17 protein-coding genes and 1 pseudogene are annotated in these 15,914 nt (G+C 69.6%); 9 read left to right on the forward strand and 9 right to left on the reverse strand.

The window, feature by feature from the left end:
• Positions 1–158 precede the first annotated feature (158 nt).
• From ACIRRY_RS50360 to lanL, 5 genes are all read right to left on the reverse strand, one after another.
• The gene (locus tag ACIRRY_RS50360) at positions 159–3,023 is read right to left on the reverse strand and encodes a hypothetical protein (protein WP_403987430.1); all 2,865 of its coding nucleotides are present in this window, start codon (positions 3,021–3,023) and stop codon (positions 159–161) included.
• A 339-nt stretch (positions 3,024–3,362) separates the two neighbouring features.
• Entirely contained in the window at positions 3,363–4,244 is an 882-nt protein-coding gene (locus tag ACIRRY_RS50365; protein WP_403987433.1) for an ABC transporter permease, read from the reverse strand.
• On the reverse strand, positions 4,241–5,353 hold the full coding sequence (locus ACIRRY_RS50370) for an ATP-binding cassette domain-containing protein (protein ID WP_403987436.1): 1,113 nt from the start codon (positions 5,351–5,353) through the stop codon (positions 4,241–4,243). Before ACIRRY_RS50370 ends, ACIRRY_RS50365 begins: the two co-directional genes overlap by 4 nt.
• A gap of 107 nt (positions 5,354–5,460) precedes the next feature.
• Positions 5,461–5,616: a VenA family class IV lanthipeptide gene (locus ACIRRY_RS50375; protein WP_329550510.1), complete on the reverse strand. Its 156-nt coding sequence runs from the start codon at positions 5,614–5,616 to the stop codon at positions 5,461–5,463.
• 44 nt (positions 5,617–5,660) lie between these two features.
• The gene (lanL, locus tag ACIRRY_RS50380) at positions 5,661–8,348 is read right to left on the reverse strand and encodes a class IV lanthionine synthetase LanL (protein WP_403987439.1); all 2,688 of its coding nucleotides are present in this window, start codon (positions 8,346–8,348) and stop codon (positions 5,661–5,663) included.
• Between the two features lie 452 nt (positions 8,349–8,800).
• Here lanL and ACIRRY_RS50385 point away from each other — a divergent pair, with 452 nt between their 5' ends.
• The 3 genes from ACIRRY_RS50385 (at position 8,801) to ACIRRY_RS50395 (ending at position 10,463) form a co-directional block, all read left to right on the forward strand.
• Positions 8,801–9,391: a hypothetical protein gene (locus tag ACIRRY_RS50385; RefSeq protein ID WP_403987442.1), complete on the forward strand. Its 591-nt coding sequence runs from the start codon at positions 8,801–8,803 to the stop codon at positions 9,389–9,391.
• Positions 9,392–9,463: 72 nt separating this feature from the next.
• A complete protein-coding gene (locus ACIRRY_RS50390; RefSeq protein ID WP_403987445.1) occupies positions 9,464–9,652 on the forward strand; it encodes a hypothetical protein in 189 nt (62 codons plus the stop codon).
• 40 nt (positions 9,653–9,692) lie between these two features.
• Positions 9,693–10,463, forward strand: coding sequence for a phosphotransferase (locus ACIRRY_RS50395; RefSeq protein ID WP_403987448.1), 771 nt, complete (start codon positions 9,693–9,695; stop codon positions 10,461–10,463).
• A gap of 330 nt (positions 10,464–10,793) precedes the next feature.
• On the opposite strand, the gene ACIRRY_RS50400 is transcribed toward ACIRRY_RS50395, so the two are convergent.
• On the reverse strand, positions 10,794–11,180 hold the full coding sequence (locus tag ACIRRY_RS50400) for a fic family toxin-antitoxin system, toxin component (protein ID WP_403987451.1): 387 nt from the start codon (positions 11,178–11,180) through the stop codon (positions 10,794–10,796).
• A complete protein-coding gene (locus tag ACIRRY_RS50405; RefSeq protein ID WP_403987454.1) occupies positions 11,177–11,476 on the reverse strand; it encodes a DUF1778 domain-containing protein in 300 nt (99 codons plus the stop codon). The genes ACIRRY_RS50400 and ACIRRY_RS50405 overlap by 4 nt, the downstream gene beginning before the upstream one ends.
• 124 nt (positions 11,477–11,600) lie before the next feature.
• On the opposite strand from ACIRRY_RS50405, the gene ACIRRY_RS50410 reads away from it, so the two are divergent.
• The 3 genes from ACIRRY_RS50410 to ACIRRY_RS50420 are packed head-to-tail and all read left to right on the forward strand — an operon-like array spanning position 11,601 to position 12,917.
• Entirely contained in the window at positions 11,601–11,984 is a 384-nt protein-coding gene (locus ACIRRY_RS50410) for a PadR family transcriptional regulator (RefSeq protein ID WP_403987457.1), read from the forward strand.
• Positions 11,981–12,634, forward strand: coding sequence for a hypothetical protein (locus tag ACIRRY_RS50415; RefSeq protein ID WP_403987460.1), 654 nt, complete (start codon positions 11,981–11,983; stop codon positions 12,632–12,634). The genes ACIRRY_RS50410 and ACIRRY_RS50415 overlap by 4 nt, the downstream gene beginning before the upstream one ends.
• A 7-nt stretch (positions 12,635–12,641) precedes the next feature.
• On the forward strand, positions 12,642–12,917 hold the full coding sequence (locus ACIRRY_RS50420; RefSeq protein WP_403987462.1) for a hypothetical protein: 276 nt from the start codon (positions 12,642–12,644) through the stop codon (positions 12,915–12,917).
• Positions 12,918–12,977: 60 nt separating this feature from the next.
• Here the strand turns inward: ACIRRY_RS50420 and ACIRRY_RS50425 are convergent, their stop codons facing one another.
• A complete protein-coding gene (locus ACIRRY_RS50425; protein WP_403987465.1) occupies positions 12,978–13,550 on the reverse strand; it encodes a hypothetical protein in 573 nt (190 codons plus the stop codon).
• Between ACIRRY_RS50425 and ACIRRY_RS50430 the strand changes: the two genes are divergently transcribed.
• Positions 13,549–13,908 (forward strand): hypothetical protein, encoded by a 360-nt coding sequence (locus ACIRRY_RS50430; protein ID WP_403987468.1) that lies wholly within the window; start codon positions 13,549–13,551, stop codon positions 13,906–13,908. The genes ACIRRY_RS50425 and ACIRRY_RS50430 overlap by 2 nt on opposite strands.
• A gap of 90 nt (positions 13,909–13,998) precedes the next feature.
• On the forward strand, positions 13,999–14,466 hold the full coding sequence (locus ACIRRY_RS50435; protein ID WP_403987471.1) for a DUF5959 family protein: 468 nt from the start codon (positions 13,999–14,001) through the stop codon (positions 14,464–14,466).
• 575 nt (positions 14,467–15,041) lie between these two features.
• On the opposite strand, the pseudogene ACIRRY_RS50440 reads toward ACIRRY_RS50435, so the two are convergent.
• Positions 15,042–15,206 (reverse strand): annotated as a pseudogene (locus ACIRRY_RS50440) (IS701 family transposase); the annotation flags it as partial.
• A 34-nt stretch (positions 15,207–15,240) separates the two neighbouring features.
• Between ACIRRY_RS50440 and ACIRRY_RS50445 the strand changes: the two are divergent.
• A complete protein-coding gene (locus ACIRRY_RS50445; protein ID WP_403987475.1) occupies positions 15,241–15,783 on the forward strand; it encodes a hypothetical protein in 543 nt (180 codons plus the stop codon).
• The last annotated feature ends 131 nt before the right edge of the window (positions 15,784–15,914 follow it).

Raw genomic sequence — 15,914 nt, forward strand, 5'->3', positions numbered from 1 at the left:
GCCCGACACCTGCCACAGCAGCAGAAGCCCGTGGTCTGTTGAGAATCGCCATCACCTTCTGCGCAGCTGCTCCCGATGCCGGCAGGGCAACCGCCCTGCTGACAACCATGGGCGGCGGCCAGGTCGTGTGGGCGCCTGCCTGCACAGCACCGTACTGGTCACGAGGAGGTACCGAGATCCGGCTCGGTCTCGGGTGGGCACGGGAATTGGTCGGAGGAACCCCACCGTGTGACGGGGTCCTTACGCGCGGCCAGCGCGCCGCACGTCAGGTCGGTGTCCGTGGTACCCGCCGGGGTGATCTCCCGGATGTGGACCTCTTTGCCGCGCGGGTATTTGGCGCCGTTGCCCAGCGTCATGATGCCCGACTCGCCGACGTGGTCCTTGACGCCAGGTGACTGGAGGAAGGTGACGACCGAATTGGGCCTGAAGTTCGGGTCGGTCCCAGAGATATCTGTCATGACCCCGAAAAGGATCTTCACGGCGTCGTAGCCCGCCGCCGCGTCGCTGTCGGTGGAGACGCCGAACGCTTTGCCGAAGCCCCGCGCGAAGGGGCCGTTGGCGTCGGGCAGGCTGAACTGGCTGTAGAACAGCGCGAGTGAGCCGTAGTTCTGCGACATCAGCTCCGGGTGGAGGACGAGGTCAGGGGCCGGACTCTCGGCCAGCACCGCCACACGGCCTCCGCGTGTACGGCAGTTCTTGTCGCCCTGGAGGTAGTAGAAGAGGTCGTGCATGACGCTGGACCGGCCGGCGTACAGGACGAAGCCGTTGGTCTGACGGACGAGGGTGCAGATGTTGGCGGCGACGGCGGGTGTCTGGCTGCCGCCGTCGGACTCCCGGTAGGAGACCAGCCGCACCGGGCCTGCTGTGGCGTAGTCGGAGGTGAACTTGTTCTTGAGGTCGGCGCTGAAATAGGTGTCGTCCGGGTCGAAGACGACGATTGCGGTCGGCGCCGGGCGGCCGGGGGCGGGTTTCGTCAGGGCGTGCAACTGGGGGGACTGGCTGGCGAACGATGCCATGATCTGGGCCACGCGTTCGTCAGGTGGCGAGAGCTGGAAGTACGACACGGGGGAGTCCTCGACCATGGGTTGGCCGGTGACGCCCGTGCCGAGGACCGGGATTCCCCGGGTGCCCAGTTCGATGGCGGCCTGCAGGGATTCGGGGCGGCTCTGAGTGAGGCCGAAGACGGCGGCGATGTGGTCCCGCGCGACCCGGTCGACGATCATTCGTGACACGTCGGTGTGGCTGAGGTTCTTGGTGTTGAGGCCGTGGAGCGAGCCGTAGTGGAAGTACTCGCCGGCGTTCGCCACCAGCAGTCGCACCTGCACCTGGTGCTTGAGGTTGAGGGAGTTGACCTCCTTCTGTGCAAGGAGCGCCCCGCGCAGGATCTGCAGGCCGGTCGGCACGGTGCGGCGGGACTGCGACCCCACGCTCAGGGGTGCGAAGAAGACGAGGGTGCGGTACGGCTTGGACGGGTCGACCTGTGCGTTCTGACTGCCCATGGTGTGTTCGAGGGCCCGTAGTTGGGAGGCGTACAGGCCGTGCGCGAGGTCGCAGCCGTCCCTGCCGTCGGTCAGGCCGACGACCTCGCCGGTCCTGACGCGATGGCACGATGCGACCGGGGCGGCCTTGCTGTCGTCGGCGGGAGCACGGGACCCCGAAGGCCACAGCTCGTAGCAGCCGCCGGCCGCCAGCAGCAACAGCGTGGTACCGGCTGCGATCGGGCGGGCCCAGCCTTGGTGACGGCCGCCCCGCACCCGGACGGTGGGGCGCACGGCCAGCCGGTCGGCGGCGCTGCCGCCGTCGGGAGTGCGGGGCAACGTGAAGGCGTGAACGGCCTGCTCCGGCCCACCGGCGGCTCCGGACGCGAACAGCGCGGCGATCTCCCGGGCCGGCGCCGGGACGCCGTCCTGCTCGGCGTGCCGGACGACGTACTGCGGGATGTCCGCGGTGGCGGCGCCCAGCACCATCAGCGGGCAGTTGGGGTTGTCATCGGCGACGGCGTCGAAGGTGTCGAGGAACTTCCTGCTGGGTGTTCCCTCGGCGCCGATGTCGGGCAGCAGGACGACGAAGGACCAGGGCCGCCGGGGCCTGCGCCGGCTCCAGAACGGGGGTCGGGAGGCCCTCGCCAGGTCGCGGATCAGTGCGGTCAGCAGGATCTGCCGGACCGTCGCGGCGTCGCGGGCCGCGGCGGCCCCTGCAGCCGGATGCCGTGCCTCGCCCGTGGCCACGGCTCCCGCGCGCAGGTGCGCCTCGCGTAGGGCCACCGCCGCATCGATGAAGCTGCGCCCGGTCTCGCCGAGCATGCCGGCCACCCAGCGGCGGCGGGGGCCATGGTTGAGACGTACGCCGTACCACCAGCGCCACATCACTGCCACCGGCACGGCCACCGCCCGCAGCAGGGCAGCGCCTTTCTTGGGGCCGAGATCCTCGCTGAGGCGCGTGACCTCCGTGCCCAGCCCGAAGGTCCAGGCGTGCCTGCCGTACAGCAGGTCCCGTACGGCCACGCGTTCGTCCACCGCGTCGGCGGGGAGCTGGCAGCGCAACACCGACAGGCAGACGTCGAACTCGCCCAGGCGGAGGGCCCCCGCCCCGTCCGGCATCGTGGCGCGCAGTCGGCGCGCCACCTTGTCCAACAGGACGATGTGCGGGTCCTCCGCCGGCGAGCCGTCCTCCGGTACAGGTTCGCAGGCCAGTCGCGCCTCGTCGACCAGGGCGTGGGGAACGAGGCTTGCCAGGTGGCCCGCCTCGCCCAGGCCCGGCCGTACCAGCCGCTTCCGATAGGCCCGGACCAGAGCGCTCGGGTCCGGGGCGCTCTCGGGGGGCGGGCCGCCCGGGGACGCGGTGTTCGCCTCCTGGGGCGCGCGCATGAACAGCAGCGCGGGAAGCCGTCGTTTCGTCGGCCGCCGCAGTCGTGGCACCCCGTTCTGCCGGTCGGCCGCAAAGAGGTCGACCACACGGACGATTTCGTCGAATCCACTGGGCAGGACGAGATTCTGCTCGTCCTCGGGCAACTGGTGCAGCACTCAAGACCTCCGGGCATCCAGGCAAGGGGCGGGCAGCCTAGAGGCGGACGAAAGGGGTCCAGTGCGGTATCCGGTCATTCATCACTTACTGATCGAATATGACTATTGACTGTTAAATGAGCATATGCAATTGACTGTCTTCTTTCCGGTCTTGAAGGATGGGTTGTTGGTGGAGGTCCCGCCAGGCCAGGTAGTAGCGGTCGACGGGAGTGAAGCGCCGTGGGGGCGTCGCCTCTGCACGAGGCTTCGGCTGGCCGTGTGTCGATGGGCTGTGCGTCTGCTCAGCGGCCAGGGCGTGTGTCTCGCAGACCCGAACTCGTTCAGTCCCGTGTCCAGTTGTCATTCGGGGCGGCTGAAGCGGTGGGCGGCCCAGAGCAGGGCCATGGCTCCGAGGGCGAGCAGGAGGGCGCCTTCCAGGAGCAGCGGAGGCTGCCGGCCGGACCACTCGATGCCCGCGGTGGCCGCCCGGTCCGGTACCCGTAGCGCGATACAGCGGCGGAGCAGGTCCACGCCGTACGCGAGCGGATTGACGGCGGCCAGCGTGTGGGCCCAGCCGGGCAGGTTCGCCAGTGGGAAGAAGCCGCCGGACAGGAACAGCAGCGGCATCATCACCAGGCCGAGCAGCATGTGGAAGTTCTCGGGCCGGTCGAGGCTCACGGCCAGCAGCAGGAGCAGGGCCGTGATGGTGAAGGAGACCAGAATCATGCCGGCCAGGAGCAGCGTCAGAAGGAGCGGGTCGTAGGGCAGGCCGACGGCTCCGCCCAGGCCGAGCAGAACGACGCCCTGGACCGTGGAGACGATGGTGCCGCCCGCGCAGCTTCCGAGCAGGAGGGTGGACCGGCTGACCGGGGCCATCAGGAGTTCGCGCAGATAACCGCTCTGCCGGTCGGTGATCAGGCGGATACCGACCACGATGGCCGGCGCCTGAACCGTCATCACCAGCACGCCCGGGAAGAGGTACGTCTGGTAACCGATGCCCAGCGAGGAGTTCGGGATCAGGGCGGCCAGACCACCCCCCAGGACGAAGAGGTAGAGCACCGGCTGGAGCAGCATCAGGGCGGTGTGGGTGCGCTGGGCCGACAGACGCAGCAGATCGCGGTGGACCAGGGCATGGACCGCCCGGAGTTCGTGGCGCAGGGCGGTTGCCGGCTCACGGCCGGTGCCGGCGGCGTCATCGGGGGTGCCGGATGCGTCCGGGGCCGGGAGAGCGGGTGCGGTCACGGGGCGTCCTCCTCAGCGGTCGGCGTCGTTCCACCCGGATCCGGGGCGGCCGGTGCCGGTGGGGGTCCCAGGGTGTGGATGCTGCGGCCGGTGTGGTGGAAGAAGACATCGTCGAGCGTCGGCGGCATCGCGGACGCGGCGTGCACCGCGATGCCGTGGGCCTCCAGCGCCGAGCACAGACGGGGAATCCAGGCGCTGCCGTGGGGCACCCGCAGGGACACCCCTTCGCCGTCCAGGGTGACGGCGAGGCCTGGCGGCGCGGTCCGGCCCACAACCTGTTGTGCCGTCATGTCATCGCCGGTGCGCAGGGTGACACGGTCGTCGCCGATCTCGGCCTTGAGCGCGAGGGGCGTGCCCTGGGCCACGAGCCGGCCGTGGTCGATGATGCCGATGCGGTCGCAGTTCTCCGCCTCCTCCAGGTAGTGGGTGGTGACGAAGAGCGTGGTGCCGTACCGGTCGCGCAGCGCGCGCAGGTGCTCCCAGACCTGGGCGCGGGCGTGCGGGTCGAGTCCGGTGGTCGGCTCGTCCAGGAACAGCACCTCAGGCGCGTGCAGCAGACCGCGGGCCAGCTCCAGACGGCGGCGCATGCCTCCGGACAGGGTGCGCACCGCAGAGCGGTGCCGGTCGGCCAGTCCGACCGTCTCCAGCGTCTCGGCGGCGCGCAGACGGGCGTGGCGGCGGCTCAGTCCATAGAGGCGCGCGTGGATGTACAGGTTCTGTTCGGCCGTCAGGTCCGGGTCCAGGGCGCTGTGCTGGAAGAGCATCCCGACCCGTCGTCGTACCCGGTCCGGTTGAGTCCGTACGTCGGCGCCCGCCACTGTGGCCTGCCCGGCGGTGGGGCGGGCGAGCGCGCACAGCAGGGCGATGGTGGTGGACTTCCCCGCGCCGTTGGGGCCGAGGAAGGCGTAGGTCTCGCCTCGCAGCACGTCCAGGTCCAGGCCGCGGACGGCATGGGTGGTGGCGTGCGGGCACGGGTAGCTCTTGACCAGGCCGCGTGCACTGATGGCGTACACAGGGCGGTCGGCCCACCGTACGGCGTCCGGGTTCGTGCGGGCGGCGGTCAGCAGGGGCGCGGGGGTGCGCGGGGCGTCGTCGGCAGGTGGCTGCATGATCGGGTCCTCGCTTCCAGGGGATGTCTTCCGCAGGCCTGCCGGCCGCCGCGGCCTTGGCTCCGGCCGGCGGCTGCCCGAGGCAACCACCGGCCGGAGGGTCTTGGCTACGCGCAGCTGACGCCGACGCAGACGGTCTGAAGGATCGTCAGCAGGCCGACGCACGCACACGTCCCGGAGAACGAGGCTCCGTCGAAGTCGACCGGGTCGGTCTCCGGAAGGGCGTGCAGGTGGGCCAGCAGTTCGAGGGCCTGGGTCTCCATGACATTCTCCTTCTGTGAGCGGTGGCGACAGGGATTTCTGTCGCTCAGCCCGGCTGCTGGACAGTCCAGTGCCGGGGGTCTGCGTGGAGGGTCCGCAGGAGGAACGCGAGGATTCCTGCGGAGCCGTCGCTCCAACTCGTCGAGACGTCGCCGTATTCGTTGGGGAAGACGATGTGGCTGCTGCGGTGGGCGCGTTCGGAGACGATGAGTCGGGCCAGGTCCTCGGCCATCGCGCGGTACACGGGATCACCGGTCGCGTCGGCCATGTCGAGGAGGAAGTCCCCGTTCCCCGCCAGCCCGTGGCACTGGGCGAGGGCGGCGCGGGAGGCACGCTCCACCACGGCGTGGGTGGCGCCGCGGGCGAGATCGTCGTACCGCTCGTCCCCGGTCCGCTGCCCGAGCCTGACCAGGAAGGATCCGATGCCCGCCGAACCGTGGCACCAGTACGGGGCCGTCGGCGCGTCCGTGGCCTGGGCCGGCCACTGGGCCGCCGCACCGACCGGTACGGCGTGGGCCACGAGGTGCTCTCCCGCCGCCACGGCCAGCTCCATGTGCCGCGGGCTGCCGGAGATCGCGGCGGCCGTGAGCAGGAAGCTGCCGATGCCGGATGTTCCGTGCGCGAAGCCCAGATAGCGTTTGCCCGCCTCTTCCGATACGGCCTCTGCGGGGACGGGCCAGCTCACACCGCCGGACGGCTCGGGCTGTGCGGCGGCCACCAGCCGGTCGGCCGCACCGATGACCAGCTCGGCCAGGCGCGAGTCGCCGGTACGGTGCCACAGGTGGGCGGCGGCGAGTCCGCTGCCCGCCGAGCCGTGCGTGATGTCGTGGCTGGGCGTCGGCTCCAGAGGGGCCAGCGCCAGGGCCGACGCGTGATCCGTGAGCGTACGGTCGTCGACGGCGCGCCCGGCGTCGTACAGCGCCCAGGCGATTCCCCGGCCACCGAAGTGCAGGCCCGGGCGGATGGAGCGCAGGTCGCTGCGGGCGGCGATCCAGTGACCCGCGGTGGAGATCAGTTCCGGCAGGCGCGGGTCGCCGGTGAGCTCGAAGTACCGGGTCAGCACCGCCAGCACACCCGCCGCGCCCTGCTGGACGGTGCATGGGTCGGTCTCCCCGGCCAGGACGGACACAGGCCACAACCGCCGGTTGTCGGCCAGGGTCATCGAATCGACGAGATGGTTCACCATCCCCGCGACCGCGGCCTCGACATCGGCCTGTGTCGGGGCGTCCGGCTGAGCTGTCCGCGCCGGTCCGGCGGCGTGGCGCCCCGGCCGTGCCGGGACCTGCTCGCGGAGAGCCGCACGTGCCCTGGCGGTGTCCCAGCGCTCGCCGGGGTCGTCCTTCATCAGCCCGAGGATCGTCTCCGACAGGTTGTCCGGCAGGCACAGTGTTCCGGCACAGGTGGTCAGCCACTCGGCGAGCCGCTGCTCGGCGGGCCCGCCGGCCGGCTCCTCGGGCAGCAGGTTCGGTACCTTCCCGCAGAGCACGAAGCACACGGTGGCACCGAGGCTGTAGTAGTCGGCAGTCGGAGAGACAGGGGCGTCCACCAGGCGTTCCGGGGCGCTGAACCCGGGCGTCCCCACTTTCGTCGGGAGGGCGGCGTCGCCCTCCAGGACGGCGAGCTCCAGGTCGATGAGGCGCAGTTCTCCGTCGGGGCGGACCATGACGTTGCCGGGCGTGAAGTCCCGCAGGACACAGCCGTGGGCGTGGGCCTTGGAGACCAGGTCCACCAGACGGCCGACCTGGGCGAGCGCGTCGGCCCGGTAACGTTCGCCTCCGACGTCACGGAAGCGCTCGGCGACCCAGACGCGCAAGGGCACGCCCGGCACTTCCTCCTGGGCGAGGAACAGGTGGCCACCCGTCTCGAACATCGCGACCGGCTCCGGTGCCAGTCCCGTGTGCTTCAGCTTCTCCAGCGTCCTGGCCTCGGCCCGCAACCAGTCACGGACGTCGAAGCCGGACGCTTCTGCCTCGACATGCGGCCGGGCCTCCTTGATCACCACGCCTCCGCCCGTGGTGACGTCGGTGCCCCGGTAGACACCGCCCTTGTTGGTGTGCCGGATCGCCTCCCGTACCGAGAACCGGCCGCCGAGCACCACCGGGCGCCGTTTCGCCTTCTCCTTCTGCGGTGGAAGGGGTAACGAGGCAGGGAAGGGGCTGACCGCCCAAGGGGGCGGAGAATACTGCCCGGTGCGCTTGTCCTCCACGGGATTGCCGTCCGGGTCCTCGATGAACCACACCAGCAGCCCCTGCTCCGACAGCCGCCGCCGGCCCACGAAAGCGCCGTAGCGGTAGTGCACCAGACTGTGCGGGGTGTACGGCTGGTCGGACAGAATCCGGGGGCCGGCCAGTCCCGCCGTGGCCTCGTGCAGTGCCAGCGCCAATCGGGCCGCGTCGCCGTCGGAGGGCGGATATACAGTGATGAACTTGCCGGAATTTCCCCGTGGCGTGGCGCGGGAATTAAGCGCGCTCACCTGTTCGAGTGACCGGACGAACTTGAATACCGAGCCTTCCGGCAGAAGCACGTCCAGGGCCCTGGCGAGGATTTCTGGTGCGGAGGCGGACGTCGCGGAAACATGCAGTTTCCAGCCTTGTCGGCGTCGCATTCCGGACGGGGGAGTGAGGCGGCACCACATCTCTTCCGCGTCGGTCGTCCAACGCGTGCTCGTACCCGTGGCCTGTAATGCCCGGCGGAGAAGACTTTCGAGGTCGACTTCGGTTGCGTGGCTCATCATGCGTGCCCCTCCCAACGGCGAGAACCGCTGATGGAAAATATTCCTTCAGTAGGAATAAATGCACAATGAGATCCGGCGAGCGCGCGGCATTACCGAGGCGAGAGGTGGCGCAGTCCGGCGCATATAGGCGGCGCATATGCGCTCGCGGATCAAATAATACTTCACCTGTTCGATGGTGTGATCGCTCGTGTCCATGAAGGCAAACAGTCCGAGCTAATTCGTTTCAAGTTTGTCGCTTGCTGCTTCACTTCAATGCGCTCGGCGGACAATTCAGCACGTTCAGTGGTCCTTCCCGTGCCGGCGCAGCGGGTGGCGGGCCGTCTCCGCAGTCCTCCCCCGCACCGCGATGCGCAGAGGTCACTCCTGGGCCGGTGGAGGATGCCCCTTGAGCGCCAGGGAACTTGGCACGCGTTCTCCCGGACCTCAGTTTGGGGACGGCCAGTTCGGTTCTGTTGGACCTCCCCTTCCTCGCCCGTCTCATCCGGAGTCCACTCCCCAGGGACCCGGCGACGGTCAGCGGCCACTTCTTCAGCCGAAACGGGCTGCCGCCGCACCGGTACGCGGCCTCCGTCACCACCCGCTGCGGCCAGGTGTGGCAGCGCGTCCACCCCGCCGATCTTCACGAGCGGCTCGCCGAGGGCGCCTCACTGGTCCTCGACCGTTATGTGCGCTGGCAGATGGACCGCAGCCGTACCGAACTGCGTCGTGCCCGGCTCGACGCCGTGTTCCTGCACAACCCCGAACACGGCCAACAGCCGCGCCACGGAGGCGAGTTGGCCGACAGGCTTCGCGCCGCGTTCACCGTCCTCGAAGCGGAGGCCGCCGCCGGACACCTCACGTCGTACGGCGTCCCGACCTGGGAGGGCTTCGCCGACGGGGTGTTCACCGTGCCGCAGCTCGACCGCCTGGCCGCCGAGGCGGCCGGGGGGCCGGAGCATCACCTGTGCGTCGTGCAGCTCCCCGTCAGCCTGGTCATGGCCGACCACCTCGGCGAATCCCTGCACGGATACGGGCCCATCCACCAGGCGGCCGACCGGGGCTGAGAGGTCCACGCCTCCGCCCCACTGCACGGTGGTGAGCTCCTCACCCTGGCCACCCCCGAGGTCGCCGCCCTCGTGAAGGAGGGGGCCACGGTCGCCGCCGCCGGCCTCGCGGCCGCCGCCTCGTGCCCGGGCGTCACTCGTGTGCTGCTGTCCGCCTCGACCCCGGCACACTGGACGGACGCGCTCACGGTGACCGCAGCACCCGCCATCCCTCCCGACACGCCACGGACGGCCCTTGATGTACTCGCCACCCCCGGCTGACCACGACCTCCGGCGCATGACGGCCGCGGACACACACGCAGTGGCTGCCCTCGGCGTCACCGTCCACGGGCCACGGGTGTGGGGCTGGCACGGCCGCACCCTCAGCCGCCGCGCCGGACACCCCGAACACGGGGCGTGCTGGCTGCGCCTGCTGTCCGTGCCCGCCGAGAAGGAGGGCGGGAAACTGTGGGAGGGCACCGAGCGGGCCGCCACCGCGTTCCCCGCCGTCCGCAAACCGGAGTTCTACGGACTGCACGACTGGACGGCCGACGAGTACGCCTACCGCGCCGAACTGACCGCGTACATCGACGAACCGGTACTGTCCCCGGACCCCGTTCTTCACGACGAACTCGCCCTCACCGACGGATGGTTCGCCACGATCCGCGCGAGCCTGGCGGCGATCGCCGCCACCCCCACCGACCGCACCGCGGTGCGGTCGGAGTACATCGACCGCGCCGTTCCCCAGTTCACCGGACTACCGGCGCCGCGGATCGACGAGTGGGAGTGCGCGCACGGCGACTTCCACGCCGCCAACCTGACCGCGGGCGGCACGGTCCTCGACTGGGAGGGCTGGGGCATCGCGCCCCGCGGCTACGACGCCGCCATGATCTACGCCTACGCCCAGCTCGCCCCCGCCACCGCCGCCCGCATCCGCCGCGAACTCGCCGAATTCCTCGACGGCGCCGTCGGCCGCGCCGCCCTCCTCGTCGTCTGCGCCGAGCTGCTCCAGTCCGCTTCCCGCGGCGACCACCCGGAACTGACACCCAAGCTGCGGGCCCTGGTCGACGAGCACCTCCAGGCCGTGCCGTAGAGGCCGCTCGGCAAACGGGCACGGCTCCTCGCCTCTGCCACGCAGAGGGCGTGTGTTATGTACCTGTTGCGCTTGCTTATTGATCATGACCGTGACCTGCTGTTGCTCAGCTGCACTGAGCGGTATTTCTGTTCCGCAGGGGAGGTTCGTGCGACGCTGCGGCGTGGGCGGCGGTTGATCGGCCGGTGAGCTGGCCTTTGCTGCTCAGTGTGCTGGGTGTGGTGCCGTTTTTTGTGCAGGATGGTTGGTGCGTCTGTATACGAGAGAGTTGTTTGGGGATGGGGCGCGAAACGGTGAACCACGGCGAGGGGGCTCACGACACTAGCGGGGTCAGGAGACGTTCCATGCCCGCAGCTGACGGCCGATCAGGCCGACGCCCATCGCACCGGAAGCCACGTCCCGCACCAGGCTGACTGCCTCCTTCGGCGGATAGTCGAGACGGCTTCCGTTCAGCGCCAGATAGGCCTCCGCGCAGTGCCAGGCGAAGGCTTCGTTGGAGTGCTCCAGACACGGCAGCCTCACCAGCGTCTGGAGCAGGGCGGCCGCCTTGAGGTACAGGGATCCGTAGATGTCGCGTTCCAGGGCCCGGGCGTTGGCCCGGGCGACGGCCGCGTAGAGCGGACCGTAGTCGTCCACCTGCGGATCCCCGGGCAGTATCCCGGCGGCGTGCAGCAGGAAGGTCACATCGAGAGGGTGGAGCGGTTCGTGCTGTGTCACGCGGCGTGGCCCCGCCCCTGCTGCTCCTCAAGACCGCGCCGCGCAGCCAGCTCTGCGGCGCGCAGTTCCCCGCCGGGACCGGCCGTGCCGGCCGCCTCGGCGAACGCGTCGCCGCTGCGGGAGACCGACTCCTTGAAGGCATCGAGGAAACGGGCCTCTACGGCTGTGGCGCGGGTGTAGGCGGCGGACAGGATGTACTCCTGCAGACTGACGCCCTCCTGCCGTGCGGCGGCCTCGATCGCGGCCCGCTGGGCCGGATCGGGAAAACGTAGATTCATTGCTTTGGGCTGCGACATGGTACCGATGGTATCGCCGGTACCGCACGTGAGCCAGGCCTGGACCCAAGTGTGAGGCCACGTTGTGCTGGGGTGGTCGGGCTGGTGGGTTTATCTCTATCTAGGGGCTTGGTAGAGTTACAGCATGATGGGGAAGAGGAAGACCACAGGCGACGGGCAGTCGTCGTCTGTGCCGGTGCCGCGGATGACGCTGCCGACGCAGTTGGTCCTGCGCGCCTTGCTGGAGAGCCCTACGCAGGAGCGGTACGGGCTGGAGTTGTGCGGGATGGCGGGGCTGGAGAGCGGGACGATCCACCCGATCCTCGCCCGGCTGGAGGCCGCGGGCTGGGTGGACTCCTCATGGGAGGACGTCGACCCCAGCGAGCAGGGCCGGCCGCGCCGCCGCTACTACCGCCTGAACTCTGACGGCGCGGAACGCGCCCGCGACGCACTCGCCCGCGCCTCCGCCAGGAGCGCCACCGCACTCGGTGTCCTGCGGCCAGGACTCGCCGGAGGCACTGGAACATGAGCCGCGAAACCCGCCGACGCGCTCGCCTCGCCCGCGGCCTCGCCCGTGCCCGCGACCTCAACCGCGCCCGCATCCTCGACCGTGCCCGGGACGACTTCGACCTCGATCGCGGCGTCGCCTTCAGCCTCGACAGAATCCTTACCCGCGCCATCGTCCGCGACCGCGCCATCGTCCGCGATCTCTCCAGCGACGTCAGCCTCGCCTTCGAGCTCGCCCGCGCTCTCGACATCGACCTCGACCGCGCTGCTCGCGCCCGCGAGCGGGAGCGGGACCTAAACCCTGATTTCGCCCTCGACGGCGCCCTCGCCCGCGACCTTGATGTTGCTGTTCGAGACGTTGTCCGTCTGCTGGAGTCGGCGCGGCAGAACGTGATCCTGCTCGTGGATGCGGGAGATGGGCCTGCTGCCGACAGGTTTGGGGTGCGGGTGAGCGGTTTGGCGCGGTGGTTGGTGGGGGTGGCTTCGCGGGTGGTTCCGGTCAGGGAACGGGCCCGGTACGCGGAGGAGTGGCGCTGCGAGTTGTGGGAGCTGGGCCAGCAGACACGGGGACACCGCCGTCATCAAATCGGGCACGCGTTACGGCTACTGAGCCGAACGTGGGGTGTGCGTGGCGGCGTGCGGGCCACCCGTCGCCGCCCGGCCGGGGGGTGAACTCGTCGTGAGCCAGAAGACTCTGGGGGTGGCGGCGGGCCTGTCGCCGTTCGCCGTCGCCCTGCCTGCCAGCGTGATGCCCTGGCCCGCCGAACTGGCCCTGGCCCTCTCCGGGCCACTCGTCTACCTGCTCCACCGGTTCTGGATGCACCGGCTCGCCTGCCGGGCCCTGGACCACGCCGCGCCCGCCGACGTTCCCACCGTTGTCGCGTTCGGCAGCGGACAGCAACCCTTTCCCCGCCCCCGCGCGCCAGGAGGAACGGCAGGGCCGCCTGAATCCTGAGGGCAGCGGTCTCGCCCGCGGGAAGGACGCGCCCTGCTGCCGTCGCAACAAGGGCTGCGGTCAAAGCGCTGACCAATCCCGGCACGAGGACACCCGCTGTGCCCGGCCCCGCATCCTGCACCACTGTGGGGTGAAGGGCTCGACGGCGAGGGTGCCGTCGTCGTTCAGCCGGGCGTAGTCGGCAAGTTGGATGAGCAGCTGCTCGGGGCGCAGGCCGGTGCGGGCGGCGATGGTGCGCAGCCGGCGGCTGGGATCGGCGGACAGCCAGACCTCGGTCCGTAGTTCTTCGCGCGCGTCCTGGCGTTTCTGCTGCCACGCGGCGTGCCGTACGACGGCCCCGGTCCGCCGCTCGTCGCGTTCTCGCGCCCACTCGCTGCCCTGAACGTCCTCTCCGGGGTTGTAGGCCGACCGGCCGTGGAAGCCGATCAGGGCGGCGGTGCGCCGCCATTCCGTGTGCCGGGCAGCCCACTGCTCCGCTAGATCCCCCGGGTCCGTCGCATACGGCCCGCGGTCGGCCACGAGGGAGTCCAGCCTCGTGCTGGTCTCCCGCTCCCGCCGCGCGGCTTCCGCGACCTGCGCCGCGCTCAGCCTCGCGCCCTGCCGCCAGACCGAAGCCCGCAATTTCCGGCGCATGACACTGGCTCTCCATCAGGCGGAGGCCTATCTCGCCCTCGGCCGTGCCGCTGATGCCCGCGCCCGCGCGGAGGCCTCGCTGTCCGGCTGTATCAGCGGCACGCCGGGATGGGCGGCGGCCTCCCTCGTGCTCGCGCAGGGTGAGGTGCCCGACGCTCCGCAGGACGCCGCCCAGCGCGCGCACGACGTGCTCGAACGGGTCCCGCCCGCCCGGCTGCGGTCCACCGCGCGGGCCCGGCTCTCGAAGCTCACAAATGCCCTGGCCGAGCGGGGCGGCCCGGCCGCGGACGGTCTCGCCGAGCGGCTGCGGGCGCTGCCCCCGCCGATCGACGCCCACGGGCAGGCACTCACCGGCTGACCGGACCATATCGGCCTAACGACATACCGACCGGGGCCAGTTCGCGACTCGTGCATGATGATCGGGACGTCGAGGGTGTCGGGAGGGCGCGTGGATGAGGGCGAGGGGTTGGACCTGATCTGCCTGATCGACCCGGACAGCAGCGTCCGGGTACGCATTCTGGGCCGGAACAGGCCCGGGGACACGCCGTACAACGATTACCTTGATGCCGAGCTCGTCATGACGAGCGCCTTCGCCAGCGGGCGTCTTGGGCTGTGCTTGTCACCGGAAGTCATCGACGACTGGTCAACAGCCCTGGCTGAGCTCTCCGACAGGCAGGGCATCTGCTGGACGGCCACGGGCGATACCGAGATCCGGATGGAGATTGACAGGCAATTCTCGGTGCCCCGTCCCATCGTCACTGTGGACGACAGTGGTGAGTCCGGGGTTTCGGTCCGCGTCGTCCTGGATCCCGGGGACGGCTGGGTGGACGAGCTGCGTGAGCAGCTTGGCCGGGTCCGCCAGACGTGGCCGAACGAGGTGGTGACGACGCCTCGGCCAAGGAACTACTGGCAGTGAGTTCAGGCGTCGCCAGCAGATGAGTGCGCACCCGAGGATTTGGTACTGAGCCGTCCAGCTCCGGAGGTTCCTCCACGCCGACGGTGTTTGAAGGCGGCACACTGCCACAGCAGGCGCGGAAGGCATCGACCTCGTCCTATACGAACTGTGGACCCTCGCCAGATGCGCCCGCATCGCCGACGCACTCCTGGCCACCCTCACCGTGCTGTCGTCAACTCCTTCCGGCCAGCGGCTTGCTGACGGCTGGCTGGGCCCTCCTCGGCACGATCACTGGCCTGCTGCGGTGTGGCATCTCCGCTTTTGGCATCTTGACCGGCCGGTGTGTCAGACGCGAGCCGTTGGACACAGTGGGGGGCTGCGACTTCTCATTTTGATGTCACCAGTGATTCTCATTTGGATGTCCTGTATCTCTGCTGGTCAGAGTGTGGCAGCAGTGACATCGAGTGAGAAAAATTTGTGACATCGAGTGAGAATCCCCAGCGCATTGAAATGAGAAGGCCATAGGGATGACCGTCTGACCTGCTGCTTTGCGCTTCGATCTTGCTGATTAGTACTCTAGCTGCAGATGCTTTGCTCGCAGTTTGACGGCTGTAGTGGCTCACCCGGGAACGGGCTTGATGGCGCCGCCGCCAGTGGGACCAGCAGAGCCAGTGGTCCGCCTTGTGAACAGTGCGGCCGATCAGGGCGTTGAAGAGTCGCTGGATTTCGTTGCAGGTCAGCGGGGTCAGGTCGTCGGGAGTTCCAGCAGCGGAGACGACTCGTCGAGGAGGCGCGATGCTGGGGCTGCTGGGCTTCTACGACGAACTGGACGACCACCCCGGCCAGTCGAGCGGATCGATCCGCGACGCCGTCCGGCCCGTAGGCGAGCCGGACGAGGCGGACCTGGTGGCCTACCTGGACGCTGGCCACGTCCTGATCGACGTCATGGAAGCCGGACACGACGTCATCACCGGCAGCATCCACCGGCACTCTCCGGGATGCTCGTCACTGGTGACCGACGGCACCTGGTTGTGGCGCCTGGACTTCCCGCACTACCTGGAAACCCACCACGTCTCGCTGCCCGAGACGTTCCTCGAACACGTCCGCAGCCTGCGCTACCGGATGCCCGCCATCGCCGTCGCGCAATTCGCTCCGCACTACGACGAGACCATGCCCCTGGTCGGTTGGGCCTCGGCCGTCCCGTGGCGATCGACGGCGACCACACTCGTACCCGGACCACGAGCAGTGACCAGCAAAGCCCAGTTCGACGCGGCGATGCTGTCCCAGGACCGGCCAGACGGCAGTTGGGGCAAGCGGCACAAGCCGCGGAGAGCGTAGACACCAGCAGCTCAAGAGCGATCTACAGCTGGAGTACTAGATGAATGAGTCCGAGGGGTGTCGTTGCGGTCAGTGATCATAGGCGGTCAGTGATCGCTTGACTGGCTGCCCTGTCTTGTCGTTGTGCCAGA

The organism is Streptomyces sp. NPDC101776, from assembly GCF_044766845.1.
Taxonomy (GTDB): domain Bacteria; phylum Actinomycetota; class Actinomycetes; order Streptomycetales; family Streptomycetaceae; genus Streptomyces.